The organism is Salinivibrio sp. ES.052, assembly GCF_900141775.1.
Taxonomy (GTDB): Bacteria; Pseudomonadota; Gammaproteobacteria; order Enterobacterales; family Vibrionaceae; genus Salinivibrio.
The window spans coordinates 487850-511971 of record NZ_FSRI01000001.1; the positions used below are offsets into that span (position 1 = coordinate 487850).

The 24122-nt window shown below is 46.5% G+C and carries 20 protein-coding genes and 1 tRNA gene; 19 read left to right on the forward strand and 2 right to left on the reverse strand.

Going from position 1 to position 24122, the window contains the following annotated elements; all coding sequences use genetic code 11:
- Positions 1-21: 21 nt before the first annotated feature.
- The 4 genes from tolB to nadA all read left to right on the forward strand — a co-directional run bounded on the left by tolB (position 22) and on the right by nadA (position 3831).
- Positions 22-1353, forward strand: a complete 1332-nt coding sequence (gene tolB / locus BUQ98_RS02280) for a Tol-Pal system beta propeller repeat protein TolB (RefSeq protein WP_074213549.1) — start codon at positions 22-24, stop codon at positions 1351-1353.
- Positions 1354-1402: 49 nt separating this feature from the next.
- Entirely contained in the window at positions 1403-1921 is a 519-nt protein-coding gene (gene pal / locus BUQ98_RS02285) for a peptidoglycan-associated lipoprotein Pal (protein ID WP_074212310.1), read from the forward strand.
- A 34-nt stretch (positions 1922-1955) separates the two neighbouring features.
- A complete protein-coding gene (gene ybgF / locus BUQ98_RS02290; protein ID WP_074212311.1) occupies positions 1956-2684 on the forward strand; it encodes a tol-pal system protein YbgF in 729 nt (242 codons plus the stop codon).
- A gap of 103 nt (positions 2685-2787) precedes the next feature.
- The gene (gene nadA, locus BUQ98_RS02295; RefSeq protein ID WP_074212312.1) at positions 2788-3831 is read left to right on the forward strand and encodes a quinolinate synthase NadA; all 1044 of its coding nucleotides are present in this window, start codon (positions 2788-2790) and stop codon (positions 3829-3831) included.
- An 81-nt stretch (positions 3832-3912) separates the two neighbouring features.
- Here the strand turns inward: nadA and BUQ98_RS02300 are convergent, their stop codons facing one another.
- Positions 3913-4491 carry a UPF0149 family protein gene (locus BUQ98_RS02300; RefSeq protein ID WP_074212313.1) on the reverse strand — a complete coding sequence of 193 codons (579 nt, stop codon included), beginning with the start codon at positions 4489-4491 and terminating at the stop codon, positions 3913-3915.
- Between the two features lie 231 nt (positions 4492-4722).
- Here BUQ98_RS02300 and BUQ98_RS02305 point away from each other — a divergent pair.
- The 3 genes from BUQ98_RS02305 to BUQ98_RS02315 all read left to right on the forward strand — a co-directional run bounded on the left by BUQ98_RS02305 (position 4723) and on the right by BUQ98_RS02315 (position 8302).
- A tRNA-Ser gene (locus tag BUQ98_RS02305) sits at positions 4723-4810 on the forward strand.
- 583 nt (positions 4811-5393) lie between these two features.
- Positions 5394-7754, forward strand: a complete 2361-nt coding sequence (locus BUQ98_RS02310; RefSeq protein WP_074212314.1) for a S8 family peptidase — start codon at positions 5394-5396, stop codon at positions 7752-7754.
- 44 nt (positions 7755-7798) lie between these two features.
- The gene (locus BUQ98_RS02315) at positions 7799-8302 is read left to right on the forward strand and encodes a hypothetical protein (RefSeq protein WP_074212315.1); all 504 of its coding nucleotides are present in this window, start codon (positions 7799-7801) and stop codon (positions 8300-8302) included.
- 96 nt (positions 8303-8398) lie between these two features.
- Here the strand turns inward: BUQ98_RS02315 and wecA are convergent, their stop codons facing one another.
- Positions 8399-9439, reverse strand: a complete 1041-nt coding sequence (gene wecA, locus BUQ98_RS02320; RefSeq protein ID WP_074212316.1) for a UDP-N-acetylglucosamine--undecaprenyl-phosphate N-acetylglucosaminephosphotransferase — start codon at positions 9437-9439, stop codon at positions 8399-8401.
- Between the two features lie 158 nt (positions 9440-9597).
- Here wecA and BUQ98_RS02325 point away from each other — a divergent pair, with 158 nt between their 5' ends.
- The 12 genes from BUQ98_RS02325 to BUQ98_RS02380 all read left to right on the forward strand — a co-directional run bounded on the left by BUQ98_RS02325 (position 9598) and on the right by BUQ98_RS02380 (position 24121).
- Positions 9598-10764 (forward strand): nucleotide sugar dehydrogenase, encoded by a 1167-nt coding sequence (locus BUQ98_RS02325; protein ID WP_074212317.1) that lies wholly within the window; start codon positions 9598-9600, stop codon positions 10762-10764.
- A gap of 372 nt (positions 10765-11136) precedes the next feature.
- Positions 11137-11841 carry an alpha/beta hydrolase gene (locus BUQ98_RS02330; RefSeq protein ID WP_254813861.1) on the forward strand — a complete coding sequence of 235 codons (705 nt, stop codon included), beginning with the start codon at positions 11137-11139 and terminating at the stop codon, positions 11839-11841.
- A gap of 50 nt (positions 11842-11891) precedes the next feature.
- Positions 11892-13238, forward strand: a complete 1347-nt coding sequence (locus BUQ98_RS02335; protein ID WP_074212318.1) for an MBL fold metallo-hydrolase RNA specificity domain-containing protein — start codon at positions 11892-11894, stop codon at positions 13236-13238.
- A gap of 241 nt (positions 13239-13479) precedes the next feature.
- Complete coding sequence (cysD, locus tag BUQ98_RS02340; RefSeq protein ID WP_074212319.1) at positions 13480-14394, forward strand: sulfate adenylyltransferase subunit CysD; 915 nt, start codon at positions 13480-13482, stop codon at positions 14392-14394.
- Positions 14395-14406: 12 nt separating this feature from the next.
- A complete protein-coding gene (locus BUQ98_RS02345) occupies positions 14407-16128 on the forward strand; it encodes an SLC13 family permease (RefSeq protein WP_074212320.1) in 1722 nt (573 codons plus the stop codon).
- A gap of 5 nt (positions 16129-16133) precedes the next feature.
- The gene (gene cysC / locus BUQ98_RS02350) at positions 16134-16766 is read left to right on the forward strand and encodes an adenylyl-sulfate kinase (RefSeq protein ID WP_074212321.1); all 633 of its coding nucleotides are present in this window, start codon (positions 16134-16136) and stop codon (positions 16764-16766) included.
- Positions 16767-16769: 3 nt separating this feature from the next.
- Positions 16770-17756, forward strand: a complete 987-nt coding sequence (locus tag BUQ98_RS02355) for an acetyltransferase (protein WP_074212322.1) — start codon at positions 16770-16772, stop codon at positions 17754-17756.
- Positions 17757-17759: 3 nt separating this feature from the next.
- Positions 17760-19169 carry a sulfate adenylyltransferase subunit CysN gene (gene cysN / locus BUQ98_RS02360; protein ID WP_074212323.1) on the forward strand — a complete coding sequence of 470 codons (1410 nt, stop codon included), beginning with the start codon at positions 17760-17762 and terminating at the stop codon, positions 19167-19169.
- Positions 19170-19289: 120 nt separating this feature from the next.
- A complete protein-coding gene (locus tag BUQ98_RS02365; RefSeq protein ID WP_074212324.1) occupies positions 19290-20606 on the forward strand; it encodes a flippase in 1317 nt (438 codons plus the stop codon).
- A 2-nt stretch (positions 20607-20608) separates the two neighbouring features.
- Positions 20609-21706: a nitroreductase family protein gene (locus BUQ98_RS02370; RefSeq protein ID WP_074212325.1), complete on the forward strand. Its 1098-nt coding sequence runs from the start codon at positions 20609-20611 to the stop codon at positions 21704-21706.
- Positions 21703-22854: a polysaccharide pyruvyl transferase family protein gene (locus tag BUQ98_RS02375; protein ID WP_074212326.1), complete on the forward strand. Its 1152-nt coding sequence runs from the start codon at positions 21703-21705 to the stop codon at positions 22852-22854. Before BUQ98_RS02370 ends, BUQ98_RS02375 begins: the two co-directional genes overlap by 4 nt.
- Before the next feature lie 265 nt (positions 22855-23119).
- On the forward strand, positions 23120-24121 hold the full coding sequence (locus BUQ98_RS02380) for a glycosyltransferase family A protein (RefSeq protein ID WP_074212327.1): 1002 nt from the start codon (positions 23120-23122) through the stop codon (positions 24119-24121).
- The last annotated feature ends 1 nt before the right edge of the window (position 24122 follow it).

Sequence of the window (24122 nt, forward strand, 5' to 3'; positions counted from 1 at the left end):
TGGCGTGTCGCCTTTGTTGTGATGCTTTTTGCCTGTCTGTGGTTACTCACTCAACCTGCGCATGCCGCGCTGAAATTGGTGATCACCGAAGGGGTAAACACCGCGAGACCCATTGGTGTGATCCCATTTCAATGGAAAGGGCAGGGCGAGTTGCCCGAAGACATTTCTGGTGTGATCGGCTCCGACCTACGCCGTAGCGGGAAGTTTAATCCGTTATCCGTGAACGAAATGCCACAAACCCCGTATAGCGATGCTGACGTGGATTACAATGCATGGACTGCCTTAGGCGTCGATGCGGTCGTGACGGGAACGATTACCCCGACATCTGATGGACGTTACCAGATTGACTATCAGCTTATTGATATCGTTCGGGGTCAACTCACCGGTGGTGACAGCAAAGGGCTAGGTGCCGATGGCCAACTGGTGCAAACCGATGATCACTTGTTGGTGAACAATCGCGCCACGGTCAAAGAAAGTGATCTACGTCGTTATGCGCATCGCATCTCTAATATCGTTTACGAAAAACTTACTGGCGAGAAAGGGGCCTTCTTAACCCGCATTGCCTATGTCGTGATTGATAAAGAGAACCCATTCCCCTACCAATTGCGCTTGTCGGATTATGATGGCTACAACGAGCGCTTGATCTTGCGTTCCAAACAACCTTTGATGTCACCGTCTTGGTCGCCTGATGGCCGACAGCTCGCCTATGTCAGCTTTGAAAATGGTCAGGCAGAAATCTTCATCATGAATATCTACACGGGTGAGCGTGAAAAGATCGCCTCATACCCACGTCATAATGGTTCGCCACAATTTTCGCCTGATGGCAGCAAGTTAGCCTTGGTGCTCTCCAAAACGGGTAGCTTGCAGGTGTACACGTTCGATTTGAACAGTAAAAAACTGACTCAAATTACCCATGGTCGCGCCAATAGCACTGAGCCATTTTGGGATCCCGATGGTAACTCGCTCATCTACACGTCGGACCGGGGTGGCAAACCACAGATTTATCGCGTAAATTTAGACGACGGGACTAGCCGACGCATCACGTGGCAAGGCAACCAAAACATGGGTGGGCAACTCACACCTGATGGCCGTCACTTGATAATGGTAAATCAATCATCGTCCGGCTATAACATTGCAAAGCAAGACTTAAACAGCGGGGCGGTGCAAATCCTGACCAAAACCTTGTTGGATGAGTCGCCAAGCATTGCGCCAAATGGCAGCATGGTGATTTACAGCTCGGTATATGGACGTAAGAATGTGTTGTCACTTGTCTCTGTAGACGGCCGCTTTAAAGCGCGGCTACCGGCAACCAACGGGCGCGTGCGTGCACCAGCCTGGTCACCTTACCTGTAGTTTTTAATTTTAAACAACGTGCGCTAACTTTCTAGAAAAGGAAAATAGAATGCAAATCAATAAAGTACTGAAAGGCCTGGCGGTGGCACTGCCGATGTTAACTCTGGCTGCGTGTAGCTCGAGCGACAGCGCGACTGGCAGTGGTTCTGGCCAATCAACTAACCAAAACGGCACTACCGTGGTTTCTCCTGTTGACGGCCAAGGCTCAATGACAGAGCAACAAATCCGTAACCAAGAGCTACGTCAGTCGCAAACCGTTTACTTCAACTTTGATGACTCATCCGTACTGCCACAATATGAAGACATGCTGGATGCGCACGCGACTTACCTGCGTGACAACCCAGCGATGGAAGTGGTCGTCGAAGGTCACGCTGACGAGCGCGGTACCCCTGAGTACAACATCGCACTGGGCGAGCGTCGTGCTGAAGCGGTTTCTAAATACCTGCAAGCGCTGGGCGTACCCGCGAGCCAGATCTCTATCGTGAGCTACGGCGAAGAAAAACCGCTGGTACTTGGCCAAAGCGAAGAAGCTTACGCCAAAAACCGTCGTGCGGTATTGGTATACTAATCCAGCCTTTTGGTAATGGATAAAGGATATGATAATGAACAGTAACTCTGTGCGAACCCTCGCGCTGGCGTTACTGGTGAGTGTGGCAGCCCCCGTGGCTGCCACACCTGCTCCGGTGACAGAAGTAGGGGCGGGTGGGTCCGCCGTTGATCGCTTAGAACGCATGCTTCAGGCGCGCAATCAAATGCAGCTTGATATGCAGCGCCAGCTTGACCAAATGGCGCAAGAGCTAAGTACCTTACGCGGTAACGTTGAGCGAAATAGCTATGAGATCAAACAGGTGGTTGAACGCCAGCGCGATCTTTATCGTGAAATCGATACACTAAGAACCGCTGAGCAGGCGGCCCCCGCACCAAAAGAAGCGCCGAAAGACCAGTCATCAGTCAGCTTCACGGACGATAAAACTGAAAATGCGGCCTACGAGGCGGCGGTTAACCTCATCTTAAAAGAAAAAGATTACCAAGGTGCCACTAAAGCGTTTAAGGCCTTTCTCGCCCAATACCCAGAATCGGTATACACGGCAAACGCCCATTATTGGCTCGGCCAGCTTTATTTTTCTAAAAGTGAATTTGAGCAGGCAAACCAAGAGTTTACTGCAGTCAGTGAGTTTAAAGACTCCAATAAACGCGCCGACGCTTTGTTAAAGCTTGGCCTGATTGCGCAAAAACAAGGGAATGGCAACCAAGCCGATCAATACTTCCAACAAGTAATTGATACCTACCCAGACTCAACCAGCGCCAAACAAGCCAAAAATGCAATGTAGGCAATAAGGTCCTAGGTTCCTAGGGCCTAGCCTCCTTCTTCATATTGTTTCTCCCCCCACTCAGGTTATACTACCTGGACTGGAAGTAAGCATGAGTAATCCCATGAGCCAAGTGATTGAAACGTCGCAAAGGGTCTACCCCTTTCCGCCGAAACCTATGGCATTGAGTGACGAAGAGAAAAAACAACACGTTGCGCGTATTAAACAACTCTTACAAGAAAAAGACGCGGTACTTGTTGCTCACTATTATACGGATCCAGAGATCCAAGCCCTTGCGGAAGAAACCGGCGGATGTGTCGCGGACTCGTTAGAAATGGCCCGCTTTGGTAATCAACATCCAGCCAAAACGCTCATTGTGGCGGGCGTGCGCTTTATGGGGGAAACCGCCAAAATTCTCACCCCAGAAAAAACCGTATTAATGCCCACGCTCAACGCCGAGTGCTCGCTCGATTTAGGCTGCCCAGCGGACGAATTCACCGCGTTTTGTGACGCCCACCCGGATCACACCGTAGTGGTGTATGCCAACACGTCAGCTGCCGTCAAAGCACGTGCCGATTGGGTAGTCACCTCAAGCATTGCGCTAGAAATTGTCGAGCATTTAGACAGCCAAGATAAGCCGATTATCTGGGCCCCAGATCGTCACTTAGGCGCGTATATTGAGAAAGAAACCGGCGCTGACATGGTCTTATGGCAAGGCGAATGCGTGGTCCACGACGAATTCTCTGCCCAAGCGCTGGAAAAGATGAAACACCTATATCCTGACGCCGCGATTCTCGTTCACCCAGAATCCCCAGCGAGCGTGGTAAAAATGGCCGATGCCGTCGGCTCAACCAGCCAGCTGATTAAAGCGGCGCAAACCCTGCCGAACGAAAAGCTGATTGTGGCCACGGATAAAGGCATTTTTTATAAGATGCAGCAAATGGTGCCAGACAAAGAATTGGTCGAAGCCCCCACCGCCGGCGCGGGCGCGACCTGTCGAAGCTGTGCCCACTGCCCATGGATGGCAATGAACGGCCTTAAAGCGATAGAGAACGCACTTGAAAACGGCGGCGAAGAGCATGAAATCCACGTTGATGACAAGGTGCGCGAAAAAGCGTTAACCCCACTTAACCGCATGCTCAACTTTGCCGCTGAAATGAAGGGGTAGGGAGTTGAATACGGATGAGGGAAAGAGCAAAAGCAAGCACGATATACTCTTTCCTTAATCCGTCATCCGGATTCTAGGGTTTTAGACGCCTTCTTGATCCTCCGCCAACGCCGCGCCGTGGTGGGTAAGACCACACAACATAGTTGGCATGGCGTTGAAGATTTCCTCAAACTGTGCCAATTCTTCTGCGCCTTGTGCTTCCATGGTGGAAAGCGCGGTTTCTGGATCGTAAAGCAAGCTAATAGACAGCACTACGCCACCGAGTAGGGCATTACCATCGGTGTTTTCCGGCATCAGCGTTTCCCAGTCATCACGTGTCAGGCTCCAGCCTTGCAACAAGCCTTCAGCGAAATCGCGCGTCGCTTGGTTGACAATCTCAGCGTCATCCAGCAAACAGCCTTCCGGCCATTGCCAGGTTTTCTCCAACAACTGTTGGCGTTGTTCATTCCAAATATCCACAATCAGATTGGCGTACTGCTCAAACTGCTCATGGCTCTCAAACGGCGCTTGTTCCTCGCCACCCCACATCACAGGAAGCCACTCGCTAGGGCTAATAACATGAGGGGCGGCCGCCATCGCGGTGACCACACCGCGGGTTTGCATTTCGTTAAGCAGTTGCGCGCTGTCAGCATGTTGGGTAAGGAATTCGGATAAAGTCATCAGGCTCTCATTCGTATTCGATTTGTGTGCCGAGTTTAACAGCTTTCACTACCACTTGCTTCCAGCTGATGTGACCCCTATGGATACTTTTGGTGATGGAATAGCCATTTAAACCCAAAGCCATCATCAACAGCTTGACCGCAAAGCAGCAACTCTCTATAGTACGCCCCGTTAACGCGACAGCGGGTAAGTCAAGCACCCACAATGAATAGCTCGCGTAACACACAATATGGTGAGGTGTCCGAGTGGCTGAAGGAGCACGCCTGGAAAGCGTGTATACGGCAACGTATCGAGGGTTCGAATCCCTCTCTCACCGCCATTATTCAAAAAAAGCTCGAAGGCTCAAAGACTACCCCAAGTGCTTTTCAAGGTCGTATGGCAAGTTCTAGTTATATGAATTGTTCTTAAGTCATGTCGTTGATTGCGCTTAAGGATACATCGCTTTTCTATCTCGTGTCACATATGGCTTTTCCAAGTGCAGTCTAGCGAAGTGTCACGAAAAATGGTTCATTCTTAAGCTACCAAAGTGCCATTATGGAAATAAAGCTTACCCGTAGCGGCGAAAGCTTTATGTCATCCCTCCTATTCTAACATCCGTCTAGGTTAAACATCTTTGTTTGCTCTCATGCTTAGCAACACTCTCCGAAAGCGTTGATTTATAGAGGCTCGTTTGGTCTGTCATTGTTGTATTTCTTAACCTAGCTCTTGATGATTTCTCTAGCTTCGAACAGCGTATTCTAATACATATAAAGCACTCCCATTTGATATGTTCTGTCAAAATAGGGGATTACCATAGTTCCTACTCGCGCTGTGGCTTGTGATATTTGTGTTGCATATGGAATGCTAGGTGGGTAATTTATTCTCTCCCTCATAGAATATTCATTTAGTCAAAGGATTGAACAATGTTAGCTTCAAGTTTAAAGCGAACGATGACCGCGGTGTTCGTGTCGGCAGCACTCGCAGGGTGTAATGATGGCTCTAGTAATGATGGGAGTAGCTCGGTCGAAATTGTCGATAAAAAGAATACTGCTATAATGGCTAACAGACAGTTTTTGGGCGAGTCGGTCAATATTATTGATGATCATTTTTCTACTCAGGATCTTCAGCTTTCTATTAGGGAAAAGGGTGTTGAGGTTCCTAAACCCAAATCAAATGAATTCTTACTGTCTCATGGTCTAGTCGTCAGTGATCTTGCAAATCGTGCTGTGTATTATATACCGACTCGCGCTGGAGCTAATCGCAGCTTCGAATACATAGTATCTGATGGTGTCTCACGCACGTCGGGAGCTATCACGGTAACAGGCGTGCTTGAGTCTGATCCTTTGGCTGCCGAGCAGTGGCACTTGAACAACACCGGTCAAACGGGTTACGCGATGAACGAGCAAACTTATCAGGCTTTGGTCGACCTTCGCGTTGCACAAGGTATGAGTGAGGAAGCAGCGAAGCTGCAACATCAACGTGATGAAAGTATCCTTGTCCCAGGAGAAGATATGAATGTGCTGGGCGCTTATAAACACGGCATTACTGGTGAAGGCACCATCACGGTCGTGGTTGACTCAGGCATGGCGATTTATCACGAAGACCTCGTGGACAACGTACTCCCTAACCGCTCAATTAACTTTGTAGATGGTTCGAGTGATCCAACATTAACTGGTACTGGGGGCGATCATGGTACCTCGGTAGCTGGGCTCATTGCGGCCACAGGATGGAATGGGTTAGGTGGACGTGGAGTGGCGTCTGACGCTGGGTTGATTGGTTTGAACTACCTTGAGTCCCAGGATCAACAGTCACTATTTGCGAGTTATGGCTTGGAAGGATCGGGCATTAACCCTAGTGAAAACCTCGTTGCCTTCAATCGTAGTTATGGGATTTCCGCGCCGATTTTTGTTGCTACGACCGATGTGGATGAGGTGCTATTCCAATATCCGACAGAAAACTTGCGACGGGGACTAGGGGCACTCAATATAAAGTCTGCGGGTAACTCTTTTATTTCTAGCAGGAGTTGGCAAGAGGGAAATACGTTATGCGACCTAGCCCAAGCTGGCATTAACCCCAGCCAGTCGCGTGTGTTCAGCTGTTATGACAGTAACTGGGACCCGGCCAATGCCAGTTTTTATACCCTAACCATCGGTGCAGTTAATACTGATGGGCACAGGTCTAGCTACTCCACTGCAGGGTCAAGCCTTTGGGTATCAGCGCCCGCAGGCGAAGATGGAACTGAAAACCCTGCCATGGTAACTACCGATCAGATGTCATGCGAGAGAGGCTATGCCAGCCAAGCGGCTGTGGATCAATTTGAAGCCACAACGGGGATTTTTTTGGCAATGTTAGGTGTAGAAGACTTTTATCAACGGGTTTGGCCATTTAACACGCCAGGCACAGACCTGAATCAAGACGCAAACCCAAATTGTAACTACACCAATACCTTTAATGGTACCTCATCCGCAGCTCCCAATGTCACTGGTGTGACGGCGCTTATCGCTGAGGCAAACCCAAATCTAAGCTGGCGTGAAATTCGTTATATTCTTGCTAAAACGGCTGATAAAGTCGATCCTAATGACGAGCCTGTTACGCTGTTAGTAGGTAGTCACTTAACAAATAATATTGAAAGTCAGAACAGTATCGACAAACAGAGCAATGGCGTGACCACGCATTTAGGCTGGGTTGAAAATGCAGCGGGCTATTCGTTTAACAATAAATATGGATTTGGTCGCGTGAATGCCGGTAAAGCTGTTGCGTTGGCACTGCAGGGGTTAACACTACCGCCACTGATCAAAACCGATTGGATTGACATTACGCCAACCAACTCCCCTGTAGTGATCCCAGATGCTGATGCGCAAGGCGCAGCATTTAGCTTTAAGCTAGGCCATGAGATTGACAGTAACTTGACTCTTGAAGGGATGCAATTTGGCTTCAACATCGAAAATAGTGATTTATTCAAGGTCGGTAGCGGTGACTTAACTGGAAGCACTGCTGCCTCCGATCTCGCTATTAAAGTTATCTCGCCTGAAGGAACCGAGGCTGTTCTTGCTACCTCGAGGACATCACTAGGTGTGTATCAAGGATTGGGCAATGATTCAGCGCCAGGCTATGCGTATCACGTAAGTGGACCCATGTTGGTCAATGCATTTCTTGGTGAAAAAGTGCAAGGGGAGTGGACAGTGAATATTGTTGACACCAACCGTGCTGACTTTGGTGAGATACTAAACAACCAAGTGGAAAGTCAACTGACTAAGGCTCAAGTCCGCGTTTATGGGCATTAAGCAACAAAGCGAAAGTTAAAAGTAGAGTTAAAAAGGAGTTTTAAATGGAAAACAAGATGATAGTAGCCTTTGTTGCTGGTACGTTATTGACTCAAGTCGCCTTAGCTGGGAGTAGCACAACGATGGTAGACAGCAATAGCTCAAAGCCCATAGAAGTAGATACTAAAGAGTTCAATGCTGAACAAGCTTTAGCTGCGCAAGTCGACGGGCCTGTGACCTTAACTGAAATCTCTGAACTCCATGGTTATAAAGGCGTAAACCTAGACAGTAATGCATTGAAAGCAGGTGACCAGGTTTACAATGAGGTGACTCGCACACTAGGTAAAGTGACAGGAAACATTACCGTACTACTAGAGAAAGGCACCATCTATGAGTTGGCTGAGTCGCTTAACTTGAATGTGACCTACTTTGATGAGACCACCAAGCTTGGACAACTAAATGCCAGTGGACAAGCCGATATCGTGACGATATTGGAAGAAATTAAATCAAAACCGGCGGTGAAGTCAGCGAGAATTGATATTCTTGAAGAGAAAAATCAGCCGCAATAATGAGTGCGCATGAATAAAAAGACAGGATTTTAAGAGCCTGTCTTTTTAGTGTTAATAATTTGGCTATTAAATTAGTCTATTGAATCTATACTGGGATTATCGCGGTATCGTCTTTTTATTGATTAAACAAACCAATAAGTAATAAGCAATAAAGAGTACAATGTAAACATAAAGCATCAGATAATCTGGAACACCTTTTAGTTCCGCATAAATCCCTACTCCAGCAAAGCATACAGCGATTGCGATTATAGCAATTAGTGTTTGTCTCGGAGATAACCCTAGATTTTGAAATAAATGATGTAGGTGCTCTCTATCTGGTTTGAATGGCGAGTCACCACGTTGAATACGTCTAATGGTCAATGTGACCATATCCATTAGGGGGATAGCAATAAGCCATAGTGCTGTGACTGGCTGTAAGGGAGGTGTTTTACCGTTCTGACTAGAGAGTAATAGTACCCAAACAACGGTAAACCCCACTAGCATACTGCCTGCATCCCCCATAAACACCTTTCTCTTTCGCCCTAAAACGCCTAAATTAAGCAAAATGTAAGGAAGAATTGCGACAACTAAGGCTAAACAGAAATAAGCCAGTGTTTGTTGCCCATCACTATTCAAAATCCAGGCCAAACTACCGAATGTTACAATAGACAAGCAACCCAGTAACCCATCAATACCGTCCACCATATTAAAAGCATTTATAGCAGCTATAACCGCAATAGTGGTAATGACGTATCCCCAGCCCCCAAGGTGAATATCACCCCACCCAAAAATATTGCCGAGGTTACTAAGCTCAATGTTCCCCAGTGTCATCATGGCGATAGATAAAATTGCTTGTATCGCGAAACGAACACTGTAGTGAACATCGTACTTATCATCAATTGCGCCAACGGTTGTTAAGAGAACAATACATATGGCATACAAAGAGCTGTTGTCGAGAAGGTTTGGGTTGTGAAAAAGCAAGTAGAGTAGAGTGATGCATAAGGCTATACCTCCTGCTAACGGAGTAACATCTTGATGCTGCTTTCGCCCTAAGGGATGATCGACAAGTCCCACTAGTTTTGCTCCTTTCCGAACAATGAAAAGTGAGCAAAAAGCAAAGAAGAAAAGAAAAAGCAAATCTACGATAGGAAGAAGCACGTTTATTCACACTCGCTGTCTGTATTTAGTGAGTACAGAGGTCATCCAAAACTGGCCTAATGTTTTCAGAGGCAGGTACCTGTCAGTACTGGTTTTGGATATACACGCGTACACATGTTCTGTAGTATCTTACCAGCATTATCAACAAGGGAAAAACGATGAAAATCGCAGTTGTCGGTACAGGTTACGTTGGCCTGTCAAACGCCATGTTACTGGCGCAACATAACGAAGTGGTCGCACTCGACATCGTGGAAGAAAAGATCAACCTACTTAACAATCAACAATCCCCGATTGTTGATGCCGAAATCGAGCAATTTCTCGCCGAAAAACCACTCAACTTTACCGCGACGCTCGACAAAGTGCAGGCCTACCAAGGCGCGGACTTTGTGATCATTGCCACCCCCACCGATTACGATCCCGAAACCAACTACTTTAATACCAGTTCAGTCGAATCAGTGATTAAAGATGTGATGGCGATTAACCCAGCGGCGGTGATGGTGATCAAATCGACCGTGCCAGTCGGTTATACCGAGCATATCAAGCAGAAAACGAACTGCGAAAACATCCTCTTCTCCCCTGAGTTTTTGCGTGAAGGCAAGGCGCTTTACGATAACTTGTATCCTTCACGGATCATTGTCGGCGAGCAATCCGAGCGCGCCCGTCAATTTGCCACCTTGTTGCAACAAGGCGCAGTCAAATCGGGTATTTCCGTCTTGTTTACTCACTCTACCGAAGCTGAAGCGGTGAAACTTTTCTCCAACACCTACTTGGCGATGCGGGTGGCGTATTTTAACGAGCTGGACAGCTACGCCGAATCTCACGGTTTGGACGCGCGTCAGATTATTGAGGGAGTAGGGTTAGACCCACGCATTGGTGATCACTACAACAACCCTTCGTTTGGCTACGGCGGCTATTGCTTACCGAAAGACACCCGTCAACTATTGGCCAATTATCAAGATGTGCCCAACAACATTATTCAAGCCATTGTTGATGCGAACACCACCCGCAAAGACTTTATTGCTAATGCGATCATCAAACGCAAACCAAAAGTGGTGGGCGTCTACCGCTTGGTGATGAAAGCCGGATCCGATAACTTCCGCGCCTCAGCCATCCAAGGGATCATGAAGCGGATTAAAGCCAAAGGCATTGAAGTGGTAGTGTACGAGCCCGTGCTTGAAGAAGACACCTTCTTTAACTCAGACGTGATCAAAGATTTGGATACCTTTAAACAGCGCGCCGACGTGATTGTCGCCAACCGTATGGTTGACGAGATCCGCGATGTAGAAAGCAAAGTCTACACCCGCGACTTGTTTGGCGCGGATTGAGAGAAGAGCGAGGGCCTAGGATTCTAGGCCCTAGGAACTCTCTTGCTTTTCGTCTTCTCCCTCGCAAAATCCTCTTAACACCATACAACGCAACTATCTACCTCGCTTATCCTCACCCGCACATTCATAACTGCTGGATGATGCCATGTTATTTATTACTAGTCGTATACCCGAACAAGGCTCGCACAGTGAGGCTGGCCGCTGGCTCAGCTTTGATAACCAAAACACCGATATCTCAAAGTGGGTGTATTTTTGCCAACGCGCCGGGCAGGGTGAATACCAAGAGATCACCGCTGCGCCGTTTATGAGCCAACTGAAAGCCTACCCACGCATACCCAAATACTCTTTTTGCTCCATGGTTATAACAACCAAATGGAACGTCATATCTTTCCGATGGCACAGACCTTACAACACCAATTTGATCGCCTGTCACCTAACGCCATACTGGTGGTGCCGGTTATCTGGCCGTGTGATGAAGATGGCCAGCTCGGTGTTATTGATGATTACTTGGATGATCAACTTGCTGCCACCGCTTCCGGCTTGGCGTTTAGTCGTTTACTGGCGATGTTTGATGACTGGCGTCGCGCCCCTGAGCAACAAACTGAACCGTGCAAAAGGCGCATGAACCTACTCGCGCACTCCATGGGGAATCGCACGCTCATCAGCACCTTTCACCATTGGCATCAACATGCTGGACTCGATACCATGCCACAATGGTTTCGGCATATTTTTATGATGGCCGCCGATGTTGATAACCAAGCGCTAGAGCCGCACCAGCCAGGGAGAGCCGTCCTCGATGCCGCCAAACAAGTGCATATTTACTATGCCGCCGATGATATTGCCATGGCCGCCTCAAAAGTGGTGAACGTACGTCACCGCACCGTCACCCGCCGCCTGGGCATGACCGGCCCCGAAAACCTTGACGCGCTTCCCGCCAACAAAGTGACGGTAACCGACTGCGACGCCTTTAACGACCACTTCGATCCCCACTGGCGTCATACCTATTTTCTCATCGACGACAACGGCCACCCAAGCCCGTTGATAGAACAGATGATGAGTAAGATGATAGGTACATAGATAACATGGGCGACGATAACAACATTTGAACCAACAACCTGGATGTGGCCATGCCTAACACCTCAATAGACAATAAAACCCTCACCGTCACTCACCATGGTGGCTATCAAACCGTGACTGGTTCGTGTCACCAAGTGAATATAAAACCAAGCGGCTTACGCTTGCTGATTGACTGCGGGCAATACCAAGGAGATGAAATGCGAGAGGCGAGGGTAAACCTTAATGGCAAACGCATTGATGCGTTGATCCTTACCCACGCTCATATCGACCACTGTGGCTTACTGCCATGGCTATTGGCGGCTGGCTTTAACGGCCCCATTTATTGCACTGAGGCTACCGCCGCTTTGGTGCCGCTATTGATTGATGACACCTTAAAACTGCAACTCAATATGAACTATGGCCACCGTCAGCGGGTGCTCGAACGCATCCACCAGTTGATGGTGACACTGCCTTACAACAGCTGGCACCGGCTAAAGCCCAAGCAAAAAGGGCAGCCAGCGACCTACTTGCGCTTGCAACCCGCCGGGCATATTTTGGGCTCGGCTTATGTTGAATTAATACTGCCCGACCAGCAGCGCGTAGTGTTCTCGGGTGATTTAGGGCCCTGCAACACGCCACTGCTGCCGGACCCAACCCCGCCAACCCGTGCCGATATTTTGTTTTTAGAATCCACCTATGGCGATAAAACCCATGAGTCCGTCGCCACCCGCGCCCAGCGGCTCGAGGCGATCATTCAACGCTCACTAGAAGACGGCGGCGTGATTTTGATCCCCGCGTTTAGTGTCGGCCGCACCCAAGAGCTGTTATTTGATATTGAGCAGCTTATTCACCAAAAGCAGCTTGATGATGCGCTCCCTATCATTCTTGACTCGCCGATGGCGCAAAAGGTGACGCGTCACTATCGCCAGTTTAAAAAGCTGTGGAGCAAAGAGGCCAAAACCAAACTGAACCAACACCGCCATCCGTTGGCTTTTGAGCAATGCATCACCATTGATGAACATAGCCAGCACATGGCATTGGTGAATCGCCTAAAACAAATCGGCGAGCCGGCCATTGTGGTCGCCGCCTCCGGCATGTGCCAGGGTGGGCGAATCATGAACTACCTTGCCGCGTTACTTGAAGACAAACGCACCGATGTGATTTTTGCCGGCTACCAAGCCCAACACACCCTCGGCCGTGATATTCAGCAAGGCAACCAACAGGTGTGGATAGACAACACCCCAGTCAACGTTAACGCGCAAATCCACACAATTTCCGGTTACTCCGCCCATGCCGATCAAAACGATTTAGTGAGATTTGTGCAAGGCATCCAACCACCGCCAAATCAGATCCAGTTAGTTCACGGGGAGCCGGAAACACAACAGGCACTAGGTGCTAAGCTCAAGGAATTAAATTAATGTCTAAAAACCGACCATACCGCTTGTGCGACGTCGACTTTTAGTGACTAACCCTTTTGCAGAATTGCGTAAGCAAGTAAACTCAATCGCGAAGTATTGACTTATCACGCAACGCGTAGTGAGTTTTAAAGGTTAGCTATGCGCACAGGGGGAGCGACACCTCATGGCGGTAGCGTGGGTAAATGCGGTATAAAAAGTGTTCGCCATGAGCAGCTGTATTATATAGGGTTAAGGAAACACCATGCCTGTATCACCAGAAAAAATGACGCATCTTAAACAACTTGAAGCCGAAGCCATTCATATTATGCGCGAAGTAGCGGCGGAGTTTGATAACCCAGTGATGCTGTATTCCGTGGGCAAAGATTCTTCTGTAATGTTGCACTTGGCGAAAAAAGCCTTTGCGCCAGGGGTACCCCCGTTTCCTTTAATGCATGTAGATACCACTTGGAAATTCCAAGAGATGTATCAGTTTCGCGATAAAATGGCTGAGCAAGCGGGCATGAAGTTGATTGTGCACCAAAATCCAGAAGGACTGGCGATGAACATCAGCCCGTTCACGCATGGCAGCTCAGTGCACACCGATATTATGAAAACCCAGGGGTTAAAGCAGGCACTTGATCAACATGGCTTTGATGCGGCGTTTGGTGGCGCTCGCCGCGATGAAGAAAAGTCACGAGCCAAAGAGCGTGCTTATTCTTTCCGTGATGAGCATCACCGCTGGGACCCAAAAAATCAGCGCCCCGAGCTTTGGAATATTTATAACGGCAAAGTGAAAAAGGGCGAGAGCATTCGAGTCTTCCCGTTATCAAATTGGACGGAGCTTGATATCTGGCAATATATCTACCTGGAAAACATCGAGATCCCAGGTTTGTATTTGTCCAAGCCGCGCCCTGTCGTAGAACGAGACGGCACGTTGATTATGGTCGATGATGAGCGGATGCCACTTGAAGAGGGGGAAGTGCCTGAGCACAAAATGGTACGATTTAGAACGCTAGGTTGTTATCCATTGACTGGTGCTGTGGAGTCAGAAGCAACCACCTTGACCGAAGTGATCCAAGAAATGCTGCTTACTACCACGTCTGAGCGCCAAGGGCGGACTATTGACCATGACAGCGCCGGCTCGATGGAGAAAAAGAAGCGCGAAGGCTACTTCTAAAAGGCCCAGCTGATGTTATTAACAGCCACCGTATTGGTGGGGCTGATTACGGCGCTGGTGACCACCAAGCAACGAGTAAGCCATATTTTTGTCGCCGCGACTGCTGTCTTGTTAGTCGGCGGCGAGATCGATACCCAAACGGTACTGAGCCATGTCACTAACTCGGGTATCGTTACTCTGATTTTATTATTGCTCGCCGCAATTGTATTAGAGCGCACTGTGTTGCTGAGTTTTTTGGCAAAACATATTGCTCATAGCAAGTATCTGCCGAGCTTAATAAAAATGGGTGCCTTAAGTGCTATTGCCTCGTCTATCCTTAATAACACGGCGGTAGTCGCGACCATGATGCGGGCGGTGATGAAGTCACAACTGCATGCTCCGCAGCGATTACTCATCCCGCTGTCATATTTTTCGGTGTTAGGTGGAACCTTAACCTTAGTCGGTACCAGTACTAACTTGGTGGTCAGTGGCTTAGTCGCCGCCCAAGATGGCCCGAACATCGCGGTGTTTGATTTTCTGCCGATTGGTGCTGCACTCGTTGTGGGCTGTGGTGCTGTCGTGGTCTTAGTAAGCCGCTGGTTGCCACAACACACCACCGACGAGTCACTTGAGAGTCAGTATTTTATCGAGGCGGCTGTGGCGCCCAGCAGCCCGTTGATTGGGAAAACGGTCATCAAAAACGGGTTGCGCGCACTCGACGGTTTATTTCTCGCCGAAATCGTGCGGGGGGATACCCTCATATCACCGGTCAAACCAAATGATGTTATCCAAGCTGATGACAAATTACTTTTTTGTGGTGATGTACGCCGTGTGCATCAAATTACCGCGGTATCAGGGCTAAACACTTTTAACAAGGGCGACTTGCCCGCTACGAATTTGCGTGAAGTCTTAGTCAGTCCTGAATCAATATTAGTCGGCAAAACACTCAAACAAGTTGGCTTTCGTGCCCGGTTTGATGCGGCAGTGATTGGCTTATCGCGGGAAGGCAAAACCGTCAGTGGTAAATTGGGTAATAATCCGATTCAAAGTGGCGACAAGCTGATGCTGGCGGTCGGGCCCGACTTTGAGCGGCGACAGAACATCAGCCGCAACTTCTTTTTGTTATCAGACTACAAAACCTTTCAGCCTCTCTCTATGGTGCAAAACACAGCCGCCATCGCTGGCTTTCTTGCGGCGATTGCGGCAGGTGCGTTGGGCTTCATGAGCCTGATAGAAGGCCTAACGCTATACTTGGTACTGATGGTAGGGAGCAATGTTGTCGATAGCAGCCAATTACGTCGACGCTTTCCGTTTGAGCTATTAACGATTTTAGTCTGTGCATTATCACTGGCCTCAGCGGTGCAAGTTAGTGGTTTAGCCACGTCGGTCACCCAGGTGTTTTTAGCTCAGATAAATGGGTTACCCACAGTGGCAGTGCTGTTTGGATTAATACTGCTGACGGTACTGCTCACTGAGACCATGACCAACACCGCCGCGGCCGCTTTAATGGTGCCTATTGCGCTCAGTATTGCCGATGGGTTGCAACTGAATGCCATGCCTTGGGTGATGGCAGTTGCGTATGGCGCGAGTGCGTGTTTTATCAGCCCCTTTGGCTATCAAACCAACTTAATGGTAATGAGCGCGGGAGAGTATCGACCCGCCGACTTTATCCGTGTGGGTTGGCCAGTTACGCTTGTGTATATCGCAATCGTGACCGTATTAATTCCGATTGTATTTCCTTTTGATTCTGTGTGAGTGCTATGACAACAATCTCGACGCCAGCTACCAATATAACCTGGCATAACAGCAGTGTGTCCGCACAAGCGCGGGCGAAACAAAAACAACAAACCCCTGTGGTGCTTTGGTTTACTGGGCTCAGTGGCTCGGGGAAATCCACTATCGCCAATGCCGTTGAGCATCAATTATTGACCGCAGGTGCGCACAGCTATCTGCTGGATGGCGACAACATGCGCCATGGCCTTAACCAGGACTTAGGTTTTAGCGCTGCAGACCGAGAAGAAAACATCCGTCGTATTGGCGAAGTCGCTAACTTATTTGTTGATGCTGGGGTAATTGTGCTCACTGCCTTTATCTCGCCATTTCGGGCCGATAGGGAAAAAGTGCGCGCTCTTATTGGGGAGGCCGCTTTTATTGAAGTGTTTGTTGACACGCCGCTTGCCGTGTGTGAAGCCCGCGATCCGAAAGGCTTGTATAAAAAAGCACGTGCAGGAGACATTCCTGATTTTACCGGTATTGATTCGGCCTATGAGCCGCCCAATGCGCCTGAGATACATTTGCACACCGACCAAGCCGATATTGAAACCTGTGCCCAGCAGGTGGTGAGCTATCTCGACACTCACGGGTTTATTCGGGCACCACAGGGAGCCAACTAAGCCATGCATTACGATGTGTTTAATGGTGATGCCGACGGCATTCTAGCGTTGTTGCAGTTGCGAAAGGCGTCGCAATTACAAAAAAACACACCGCAGGCAAGTACGCTCGTCACGGGTGTTAAACGTGATATTCAATTGCTTGATCAGGTCGCGCAACAAGCTGATGTCTCGAGCGTCACTGTGCTTGATATTTCGATGGATAAGAACAAAAACGCCCTTGAAGCTTTAATTAAGCGTGATATCCCCGTTTTCTATTGCGATCACCATCGTACCGGAGAAGTGCCCGTCGCCGATAACTTCACCGCGTTAATCAATACCGATGCCAACACCTGCACCAGTTTGCTAATTAACCAGCACCTTGGCGAGCGCTATGTGGCTTGGGCAATAGCAGCGGCCTATGGCGATAATATGGTTGCTGCAGCCGATGCCTTATGTGAGAAGCACGGTATCGCGGCCGACCAACAAGCGTTTTTAAGTGAGTTGGGAGTATTGATTAATTACAATGGGTATGGCGCCAGCGTCGATGATTTACACTTTGCGCCCGCGGATTTATATCACGCGTTAATGGCTTATGACTCACCGTCTGCGTTACAAACCGATCGCACGTCGCCGTATTATCAACTACAAGGCGGGTATGCCGATGATATGGCCAAGGCGCAGGCATTGGTACCCAAGCATACATCCACGGAATGCACCATTTACTGTTTACCGAATGCGGCGTGGGCGAGACGCATCAGTGGCGTGTTTAGCAATCAATTGGCCAATCAAGCGCCCGATAAAGCGCACGCGGTATTAACACTTAACCCGAACGAGCAAGATTACACCGTCAGCGTGCGCGCCCCGCTCAATCAGCGCCATGGTGCCGATGAGGTTTGTGGGCAATTCCCCACCGGCGGTGGCCGCAAAGCCGCGGCCGGGATTAATCAGTTACCCAAATCAGAGTTAACCCTTTTCATCGACACGCTGAATCAGTATTACAGGAAGCAATAACCCATGTCACACTCTTCAGATTTAATCGGCAAAGATATTGAAGCCTATTTGCAGGTGCATGAAAACAAGGATTTACTGCGCTTTTTAACCTGCGGCAGCGTCGATGATGGTAAATCTACGCTGATTGGCCGGTTGCTGTATGACAGCAAGCTGATTTATGAAGATCAGATGGCGGCGATTGAAAAAGACTCGCAGAAGTTCAACACCACCGATGAAGCGTTTGACTTGGCCTTGCTGGTTGATGGCTTGCAATCAGAGCGAGAGCAGGGCATTACCATTGATGTTGCCTACCGCTACTTTTCAACGGACAAACGCAAGTTCATCATTGCTGATACTCCAGGGCACGAACAATATACCCGCAACATGGTCACTGGCGCGTCGACGTGTGAACTAGCGATTGTCATGGTCGATGCCCGCCATGGCATTCAAACCCAGACCCGACGGCACAGTTATATCTGTAGCTTGCTGGGTATCAAGCACATCATTGTCGCGGTAAATAAGATGGATTTGGTGAGTTATGACCGAGACATCTATCAGCAAATCAAAGCCGATTACCGTGACATGGCGAAGCACTTTGCGATTGATGACATTCGTTTTGTGCCTATTTCCGCGCTGAAAGGCGACAACGTGGTGACCCCCAGTGAGCAAATGGACTGGTACCCCGGCGCCACCTTGATGAAGCTGCTTGAGACGGTTAAAGTCGCGCAAGACAAAGATACCGAGCACATGCGCTTTCCGGTGCAATACGTTAACCGGCCTAACCTTAACTTCCGTGGCTACTGTGGCACGTTAACCTCGGGTACCGTGCGCGTTGGCGACAATGTCACCGTGTTGCCATCTGGCAAACAATCGGTGGTTGCCTCGATCTATACCTACGACGGTGAGTTAGACTGCGCTTACCCCGACAACGCTATTACCTTAACGCTTGAAGATGAGATTGATATCTCACGCGGCGATATGTTGGTACATACGGGGCACGAGCCAAGTATCACCAATCAATTTAGTGCTCATGTAGTGTGGATGGGTGAAGCGCCTCTGCGTACCCATAAAGATCTATGGGTGAAATTTGCTACTCACATGGCCACAGGCAAGATCACCGACATTCAGCACAAGATTGATGTGAATACGCTCGAAACCCAAGCGCCAAATAGCGAAAGCCTCGCGTTAAACGAAATCTGCGTTGCGGACTTTACACTCACTGAGAGCACGCCGCTAGACAGCTATCAGTTCTTACCCAAAACCGGTGCCTTTGTATTAATTGATCGCCACAGCAATCTTACCGTCGGCGCCGGCATGGTCAAAAGCGTCAATCAAAACGACGAGCAGACCATACGCACATACACCGAAGCAGAAAAAGCCTTGAATGCGTATATCCGCCAGCACTATCCGGAGTGGGGGTGTGAAAAAGTATGAAGTATCAGTCATCATCGATGCGGACTTTATTGGGATTTGATTATTCTTGATAGTACTTTTCTTGCTTCCCGTAGGTATGATGATCCTGCAATACGTATTTAGTTAAATTTAGGACACAAATTGAAGATCATTAGTGTATATGAGAAATACAAAAAATATTTAAATAATACTTTTTGGATTATTGGAGATAAGCTGACCAACCTAGTGGTTGGATTTCTTGTCACTGTAGTTGTTGCTCGTTATCTAGGCCCTGAAGATTTTGGTCTATTTTCTTATGCGATCTCAGTTTCGACTCTATTCTCAGTTATTGGACATATGGGTATTAGCGGACTCGTTGTTAGGGAAATTGTAAAAAAACCGAGCGAGCGAGGAGTAACGCTAGGAACGACTTTTGGCCTTAAACTTTTGGGCATGTCAACTGGATACTTTTTTCTTCTTCTTTATGCATTTATTTATGAAGGAGTATCTAGCATGGAATTCCAAGCACTTGCCATTGCGGGTGCTATATTGCTTGTAAAGCCTTTTGATATTATTGATTTCTGGTTTCAAGCATTTGTCCAAGCAATCTATGTAGCCTACGCGCGCCTTCTAGCGCTGGTAGTTTCTGCAGTTATAAAGTTGGTTTTTGTGTCACTTGGGCTCAGTGTCGTTTACTTTGTAACCGCCAACCTTATACAGGCTATTGCTATTGCTATTTTATTTATTCTTGTATACAAATTTAAATCAGAGCTTAAGCTTAATGAGTGGCATTTTAGTTGGGAGAAAGCCAAAGAGTTATTGAGCCAGGGATGGATTGTATATTTAGGATCTTTCTTTGCAGTTATTTATCTTAAAGTCGACCAGATTATGTTACGTTGGTTTGAAGGGTCGGAATCAGTAGGGATTTATTCTGTCGCAGCACAGCTCTCCGAGGCTTGGTACTTTATTCCTGTTGCAATCGTATCCTCCCTCTTTCCTAAATTGATCAAACTAAAAGAAAAGGATCCAGAGCAGTTTAACAAGAGGTTACAGCAGTTGTTTGATCTTTTGTTTATAGTAGCGGTTGGTGTTGCTGTAATAATGTCATTACTTTCAGAGTGGATTGTTTTGCTATTCTTTGGTGATTATTATATTGATAGTGCGAACGTCTTAGTTATCCATATATGGGCTGCCATATTTATTTTTATGAGAGCGGCGTTCTCTAAGTGGATATTAATTGAAAATGTGCTGTTTTTTTCACTAATAACTCAAGGAACCGGAGCTCTTGTTAATGTGGTGATTAATTACTTCCTTATTCCCAAGTTTGGTGTTCAGGGTGCTGCCTATGCAACTCTTATATCCTATGCTTTCGCATCATTTTTCTCACTCGCACTTTATTCTAAAACAAGGCCGATATTTGTTATGATGGCTAAATCAGTAATTAGTCCTATTAGATATTATAAATTTAAGGGTTGTTAGAGATGAGGAAGTTTATAAAAAAAATACTGCCTAAACCAATAGTTAGTGTCGCGAAAGTTTTGGTCACTCGAACGAAGCTAGCTTTTTTAACATTAACTCAAAAAAGTCGCTTTCTTTCCAGTTTTTATTATCTGGTTAGCAATGGTTTCTCTAGTGAACACCAAGCAGTTATTAAGGGACGTAAAGCCTATTATGACTCATTAAAAGACATAGGTGAAACCTGCGCGTTGTTACGCAGAAATACACATCGCCTTGAGAAAGGGTTGATCATGCGGCCTAGACGACGTGTTTTTGCTGAGGGGTTTATTCAGGAAACAGTAGATTGTTATAAGGATGCTATTAAAGCTAGCGAGTTGGCACAAACTGAAAAAAAATGGGCAACTGATGTTCTTGATGAATATTTTAAGATAATTGGGTCTACTACTCTTATAGAGTACGCGAGAAAAGTTTATTTGGAGGCACGACAGCAGCATCCAGAAAGTTTTGAAACTGCGGCTGAATTTCCCAGTGAAGGCGCTGCTTATAAGCCTTATCTTTATGAAAAGTTACCAAGTGTAGATATAAGTTTTGACGAGTTAAAGCAGTTATTTATTCGAAGACGTTCTGTGCGTTGGTATCAAGATAAACAGGTGCCTTTAAATCTAGTTCAGCAAGCTGCCAACATAGCTAGTTTTGCTCCTTCAGCTTGTAATCGTCAACCTTACCGTTTCTTATTTTGTAATGAAAAAGAAAAGGCAATCACTATTGCTAAGTGTGCAGGCGGTACTAAGGGATTTGCAGATAACTTACCGGCAATGATTGTTATAGTGGGCGATTTATCAGCTTATCCTTACGAAAAGGATCGTCATTTGATCTACATTGATGGCTCTTTGGCAGCGATGCAGTTGATGCTTGCTCTTGAAACTCTAGGTCTTTCCACTTGCTCGATCAACTGGCCTGAAGTTGATGCCAATGAACGTAAAATTAGAAAAGTGATCAATCTCAAAGATTATGAAAGAGTCATTATGCTACTTGCAGTCGGGTATGCAGATCCTAGCGGTGGCATACCTTACTCACAGAAAAAACTAAACCAACTTATTTTGGAAGATATTAGTCAATGATAATAGAAATTAGAAAAGCAGGCTTCGTCAACAAGGGAGCGGAATTGATGCTTCACTCCGTGATGCAAAAAGTCCAAGAACGTTACCCTAATGCAGTACTGGTAATGTCACCAACTCATAACAAAGCTAGTCAGCCTTTCCATAAATTAACTAAATTAGGTTTTTACCCAAAAGTTTGGTTGTGGCGCTATGGTATCCAGTGGGGCGATTTTGCTCGCTATTTCCCCAAAAAATTGCGTGAAATGTATGGTTTAGTATTAGATGTAGATGTAGATGTTGTTTTGGATGCTGCTGGCTTTTCCTATAGTGATCAGTGGGGGAGTCATAATAGTAAAGAATTAGCTCGTTCCAGTAAGCGTTGGAGAAAACGTGGGACAAAAGTTATTTTATTACCGCAAGCGTTAGGACCTTATCAAAAAAAAGAAATTCAGCCCTGGGTGAAGCAATGGGCTGAAAACGCAGACCTAATTTTTGCTCGTGAACGGGATTCTTATAAGCACTTAATTGATCTAGTTGGGGAGCAAGAAAAGGTTAAACTCTATCCGGATTTCACTAATTTGGTTGAAGGAACTCTTCCTGCTAACTATAACTCTCGTAATAAGCGAATTGCTTTGGTACCTAACTATCGTATGGTTGATAAAACTAGCAAAAAAGAAAGCGAAGCTTATTTACCCTTTATGATTCTTTGTGCGAGATATCTATTGGATAAAGGGGCTCAGCCGTTTGTACTGGTTCATGAAGGTGAAAAGGACCAAATGTTGGCTGATAAAATTTCAGAAGCAGTTGGTGGTGTGCCTATCGTTAAAGAGACAGATCCCCTACATATTAAAGGTATTTTGGGTAGTTGTGATGCCATGATCGGCAGTCGATTTCATGGTTTAGTTAGCGCTTTATCGCAAGGTGTTCCTTCATTAGCAACGGGCTGGAGCCACAAATACATTCGACTTCTTGAAGATTATAACTTCAAAGAAGGAGTTGTCTCGGTGTTAGATAGAGACGAAAAACTTTACTCAAAAATAGATTTGCTACTTCAACCTGAAATATGTGACCCATTGAAACAACAGCTTATGGAAAAATCAGAACAGCTTAAGCAGCAATCAGAAGAAATGTGGGATTTGGTCTTCGCAGAAATAGATAAAGTGGAATAAGTTTAGCATGATGAATTCTCAATACACTAATTTCACGCTCCCCAAAGACCGATGATGGTATAGAAAGTATAAAAATTAGTCTTCTAGACCTTTAACTGATTGGGTTTTATCAATTTTATATTGGTTTCAAACGTATAAAACCAAAAAGGATGGACTATATTTTTCATGCCGTTTCTGTGATGCTATCATCTAGTAACTGTTATGAAAGAATCTTTGACTACGCGACTCTTATACGTTTCCCGTAGCTTTAGAGTGATGAAAAGTAATGATTGATAATAGAAAAAATAACGCGCCCTTTTTCTCGGTTATTATGCCTATTTATAATAAAGAGCCGCACATTGCTAGAGCGATTAACTCTGTATTGCGTCAAACGTATACGAACTTGGAGTTAATTGTCGTATGTGATCCGTCAACAGATAACAGTAATAATGAGGTTACTAAGTTTAATGACGATCGAATTCGAGTTTTTCATCGAAACGAAGCAGGGCCGGGTGGATATGCAGCTAGGAACCTAGGAATTCAACAAGCTCTCGGCCCATGGATTGCATTTTTAGATGCCGATGATGAATGGCTAGACTATCATTTGAATTTATTTTTCACCCATATAGAGAACAGCAAAAATGTCGGGTTTATTGCGTCTAGGTTTATCGAGGCTTACGATAGTAACATTAACAAAAACATCGATACCTCAGAGACAACGCAATTTATTTCATTTAAGGAATACTTAAGAAAATCACCTTTTTATACATCGAGCGTGGCCGTTAAGAAAGAAATAATTATTCAGTCCGGAATGTTTCCAGAAGGAAAGATGAAAAGAGGCGGTGATGTTGACACATGGCTTAGGTGCATTGAAAATATCAATGGTTATTTATTGGTGAATAATCATAGTGTTATTTATTATAAAGACGCTGAGAATATGGTAACTCGCCAAAATTTTTATACTCAAGAAGAGATTTATAATGAAGATATTGTAAAGCTAATTAGTAAATACCAAGGGACGGATGTAGAGGAGCCACTAAAGTTAAAATATAACAATAAACTAATATATGCATGGAATCAAAACTTGCATTTGGATATAGATAAAAATTTCAAGATTATTAGTCGTTGTTATTTTTGGTCTCAGCCCTTTAAAATTTCCTTTTTTTATGGCTTGTCATTATTGCCAATGTTTTTATTAAAGCCTACGCATCAGCTGTTATTCAAAGTAGTGAGCTTTAAAAGAAAGGTCTTTTCAGCGACGGTTAACAGGGTTAACTCAAACCACTAGG

Excerpts from the sequence above, each read along its gene's own strand:
- BUQ98_RS02325 (WP_074212317.1), top strand. The coding sequence starts at position 9,598 with ATGAAAATCGCAGTTGTCGGTACAGGTTACGTTGGCCTGTCAAACGCC.
- BUQ98_RS02375 (WP_074212326.1), top strand. The coding sequence starts at position 21,703 with ATGATAATAGAAATTAGAAAAGCAGGCTTCGTCAACAAGGGAGCGGAA.
- ybgF (WP_074212311.1), top strand. The coding sequence starts at position 1,956 with ATGAACAGTAACTCTGTGCGAACCCTCGCGCTGGCGTTACTGGTGAGT.
- BUQ98_RS02355 (WP_074212322.1), top strand. The coding sequence starts at position 16,770 with ATGCATTACGATGTGTTTAATGGTGATGCCGACGGCATTCTAGCGTTG.
- BUQ98_RS02310 (WP_074212314.1), top strand. The coding sequence starts at position 5,394 with ATGTTAGCTTCAAGTTTAAAGCGAACGATGACCGCGGTGTTCGTGTCG.
- BUQ98_RS02330 (WP_254813861.1), top strand. The coding sequence starts at position 11,137 with ATGGAACGTCATATCTTTCCGATGGCACAGACCTTACAACACCAATTT.
- cysD (WP_074212319.1), top strand. The coding sequence starts at position 13,480 with ATGCCTGTATCACCAGAAAAAATGACGCATCTTAAACAACTTGAAGCC.
- BUQ98_RS02370 (WP_074212325.1), top strand. The coding sequence starts at position 20,609 with ATGAGGAAGTTTATAAAAAAAATACTGCCTAAACCAATAGTTAGTGTC.
- tolB (WP_074213549.1), top strand. The coding sequence starts at position 22 with ATGCTTTTTGCCTGTCTGTGGTTACTCACTCAACCTGCGCATGCCGCG.
- BUQ98_RS02300 (WP_074212313.1), bottom strand. The coding sequence starts at position 4,491 with ATGACTTTATCCGAATTCCTTACCCAACATGCTGACAGCGCGCAACTG.
- BUQ98_RS02345 (WP_074212320.1), top strand. The coding sequence starts at position 14,407 with ATGTTATTAACAGCCACCGTATTGGTGGGGCTGATTACGGCGCTGGTG.
- cysN (WP_074212323.1), top strand. The coding sequence starts at position 17,760 with ATGTCACACTCTTCAGATTTAATCGGCAAAGATATTGAAGCCTATTTG.
- BUQ98_RS02335 (WP_074212318.1), top strand. The coding sequence starts at position 11,892 with ATGCCTAACACCTCAATAGACAATAAAACCCTCACCGTCACTCACCAT.
- nadA (WP_074212312.1), top strand. The coding sequence starts at position 2,788 with ATGAGCCAAGTGATTGAAACGTCGCAAAGGGTCTACCCCTTTCCGCCG.
- cysC (WP_074212321.1), top strand. The coding sequence starts at position 16,134 with ATGACAACAATCTCGACGCCAGCTACCAATATAACCTGGCATAACAGC.
- BUQ98_RS02315 (WP_074212315.1), top strand. The coding sequence starts at position 7,799 with ATGGAAAACAAGATGATAGTAGCCTTTGTTGCTGGTACGTTATTGACT.
- BUQ98_RS02380 (WP_074212327.1), top strand. The coding sequence starts at position 23,120 with ATGATTGATAATAGAAAAAATAACGCGCCCTTTTTCTCGGTTATTATG.
- pal (WP_074212310.1), top strand. The coding sequence starts at position 1,403 with ATGCAAATCAATAAAGTACTGAAAGGCCTGGCGGTGGCACTGCCGATG.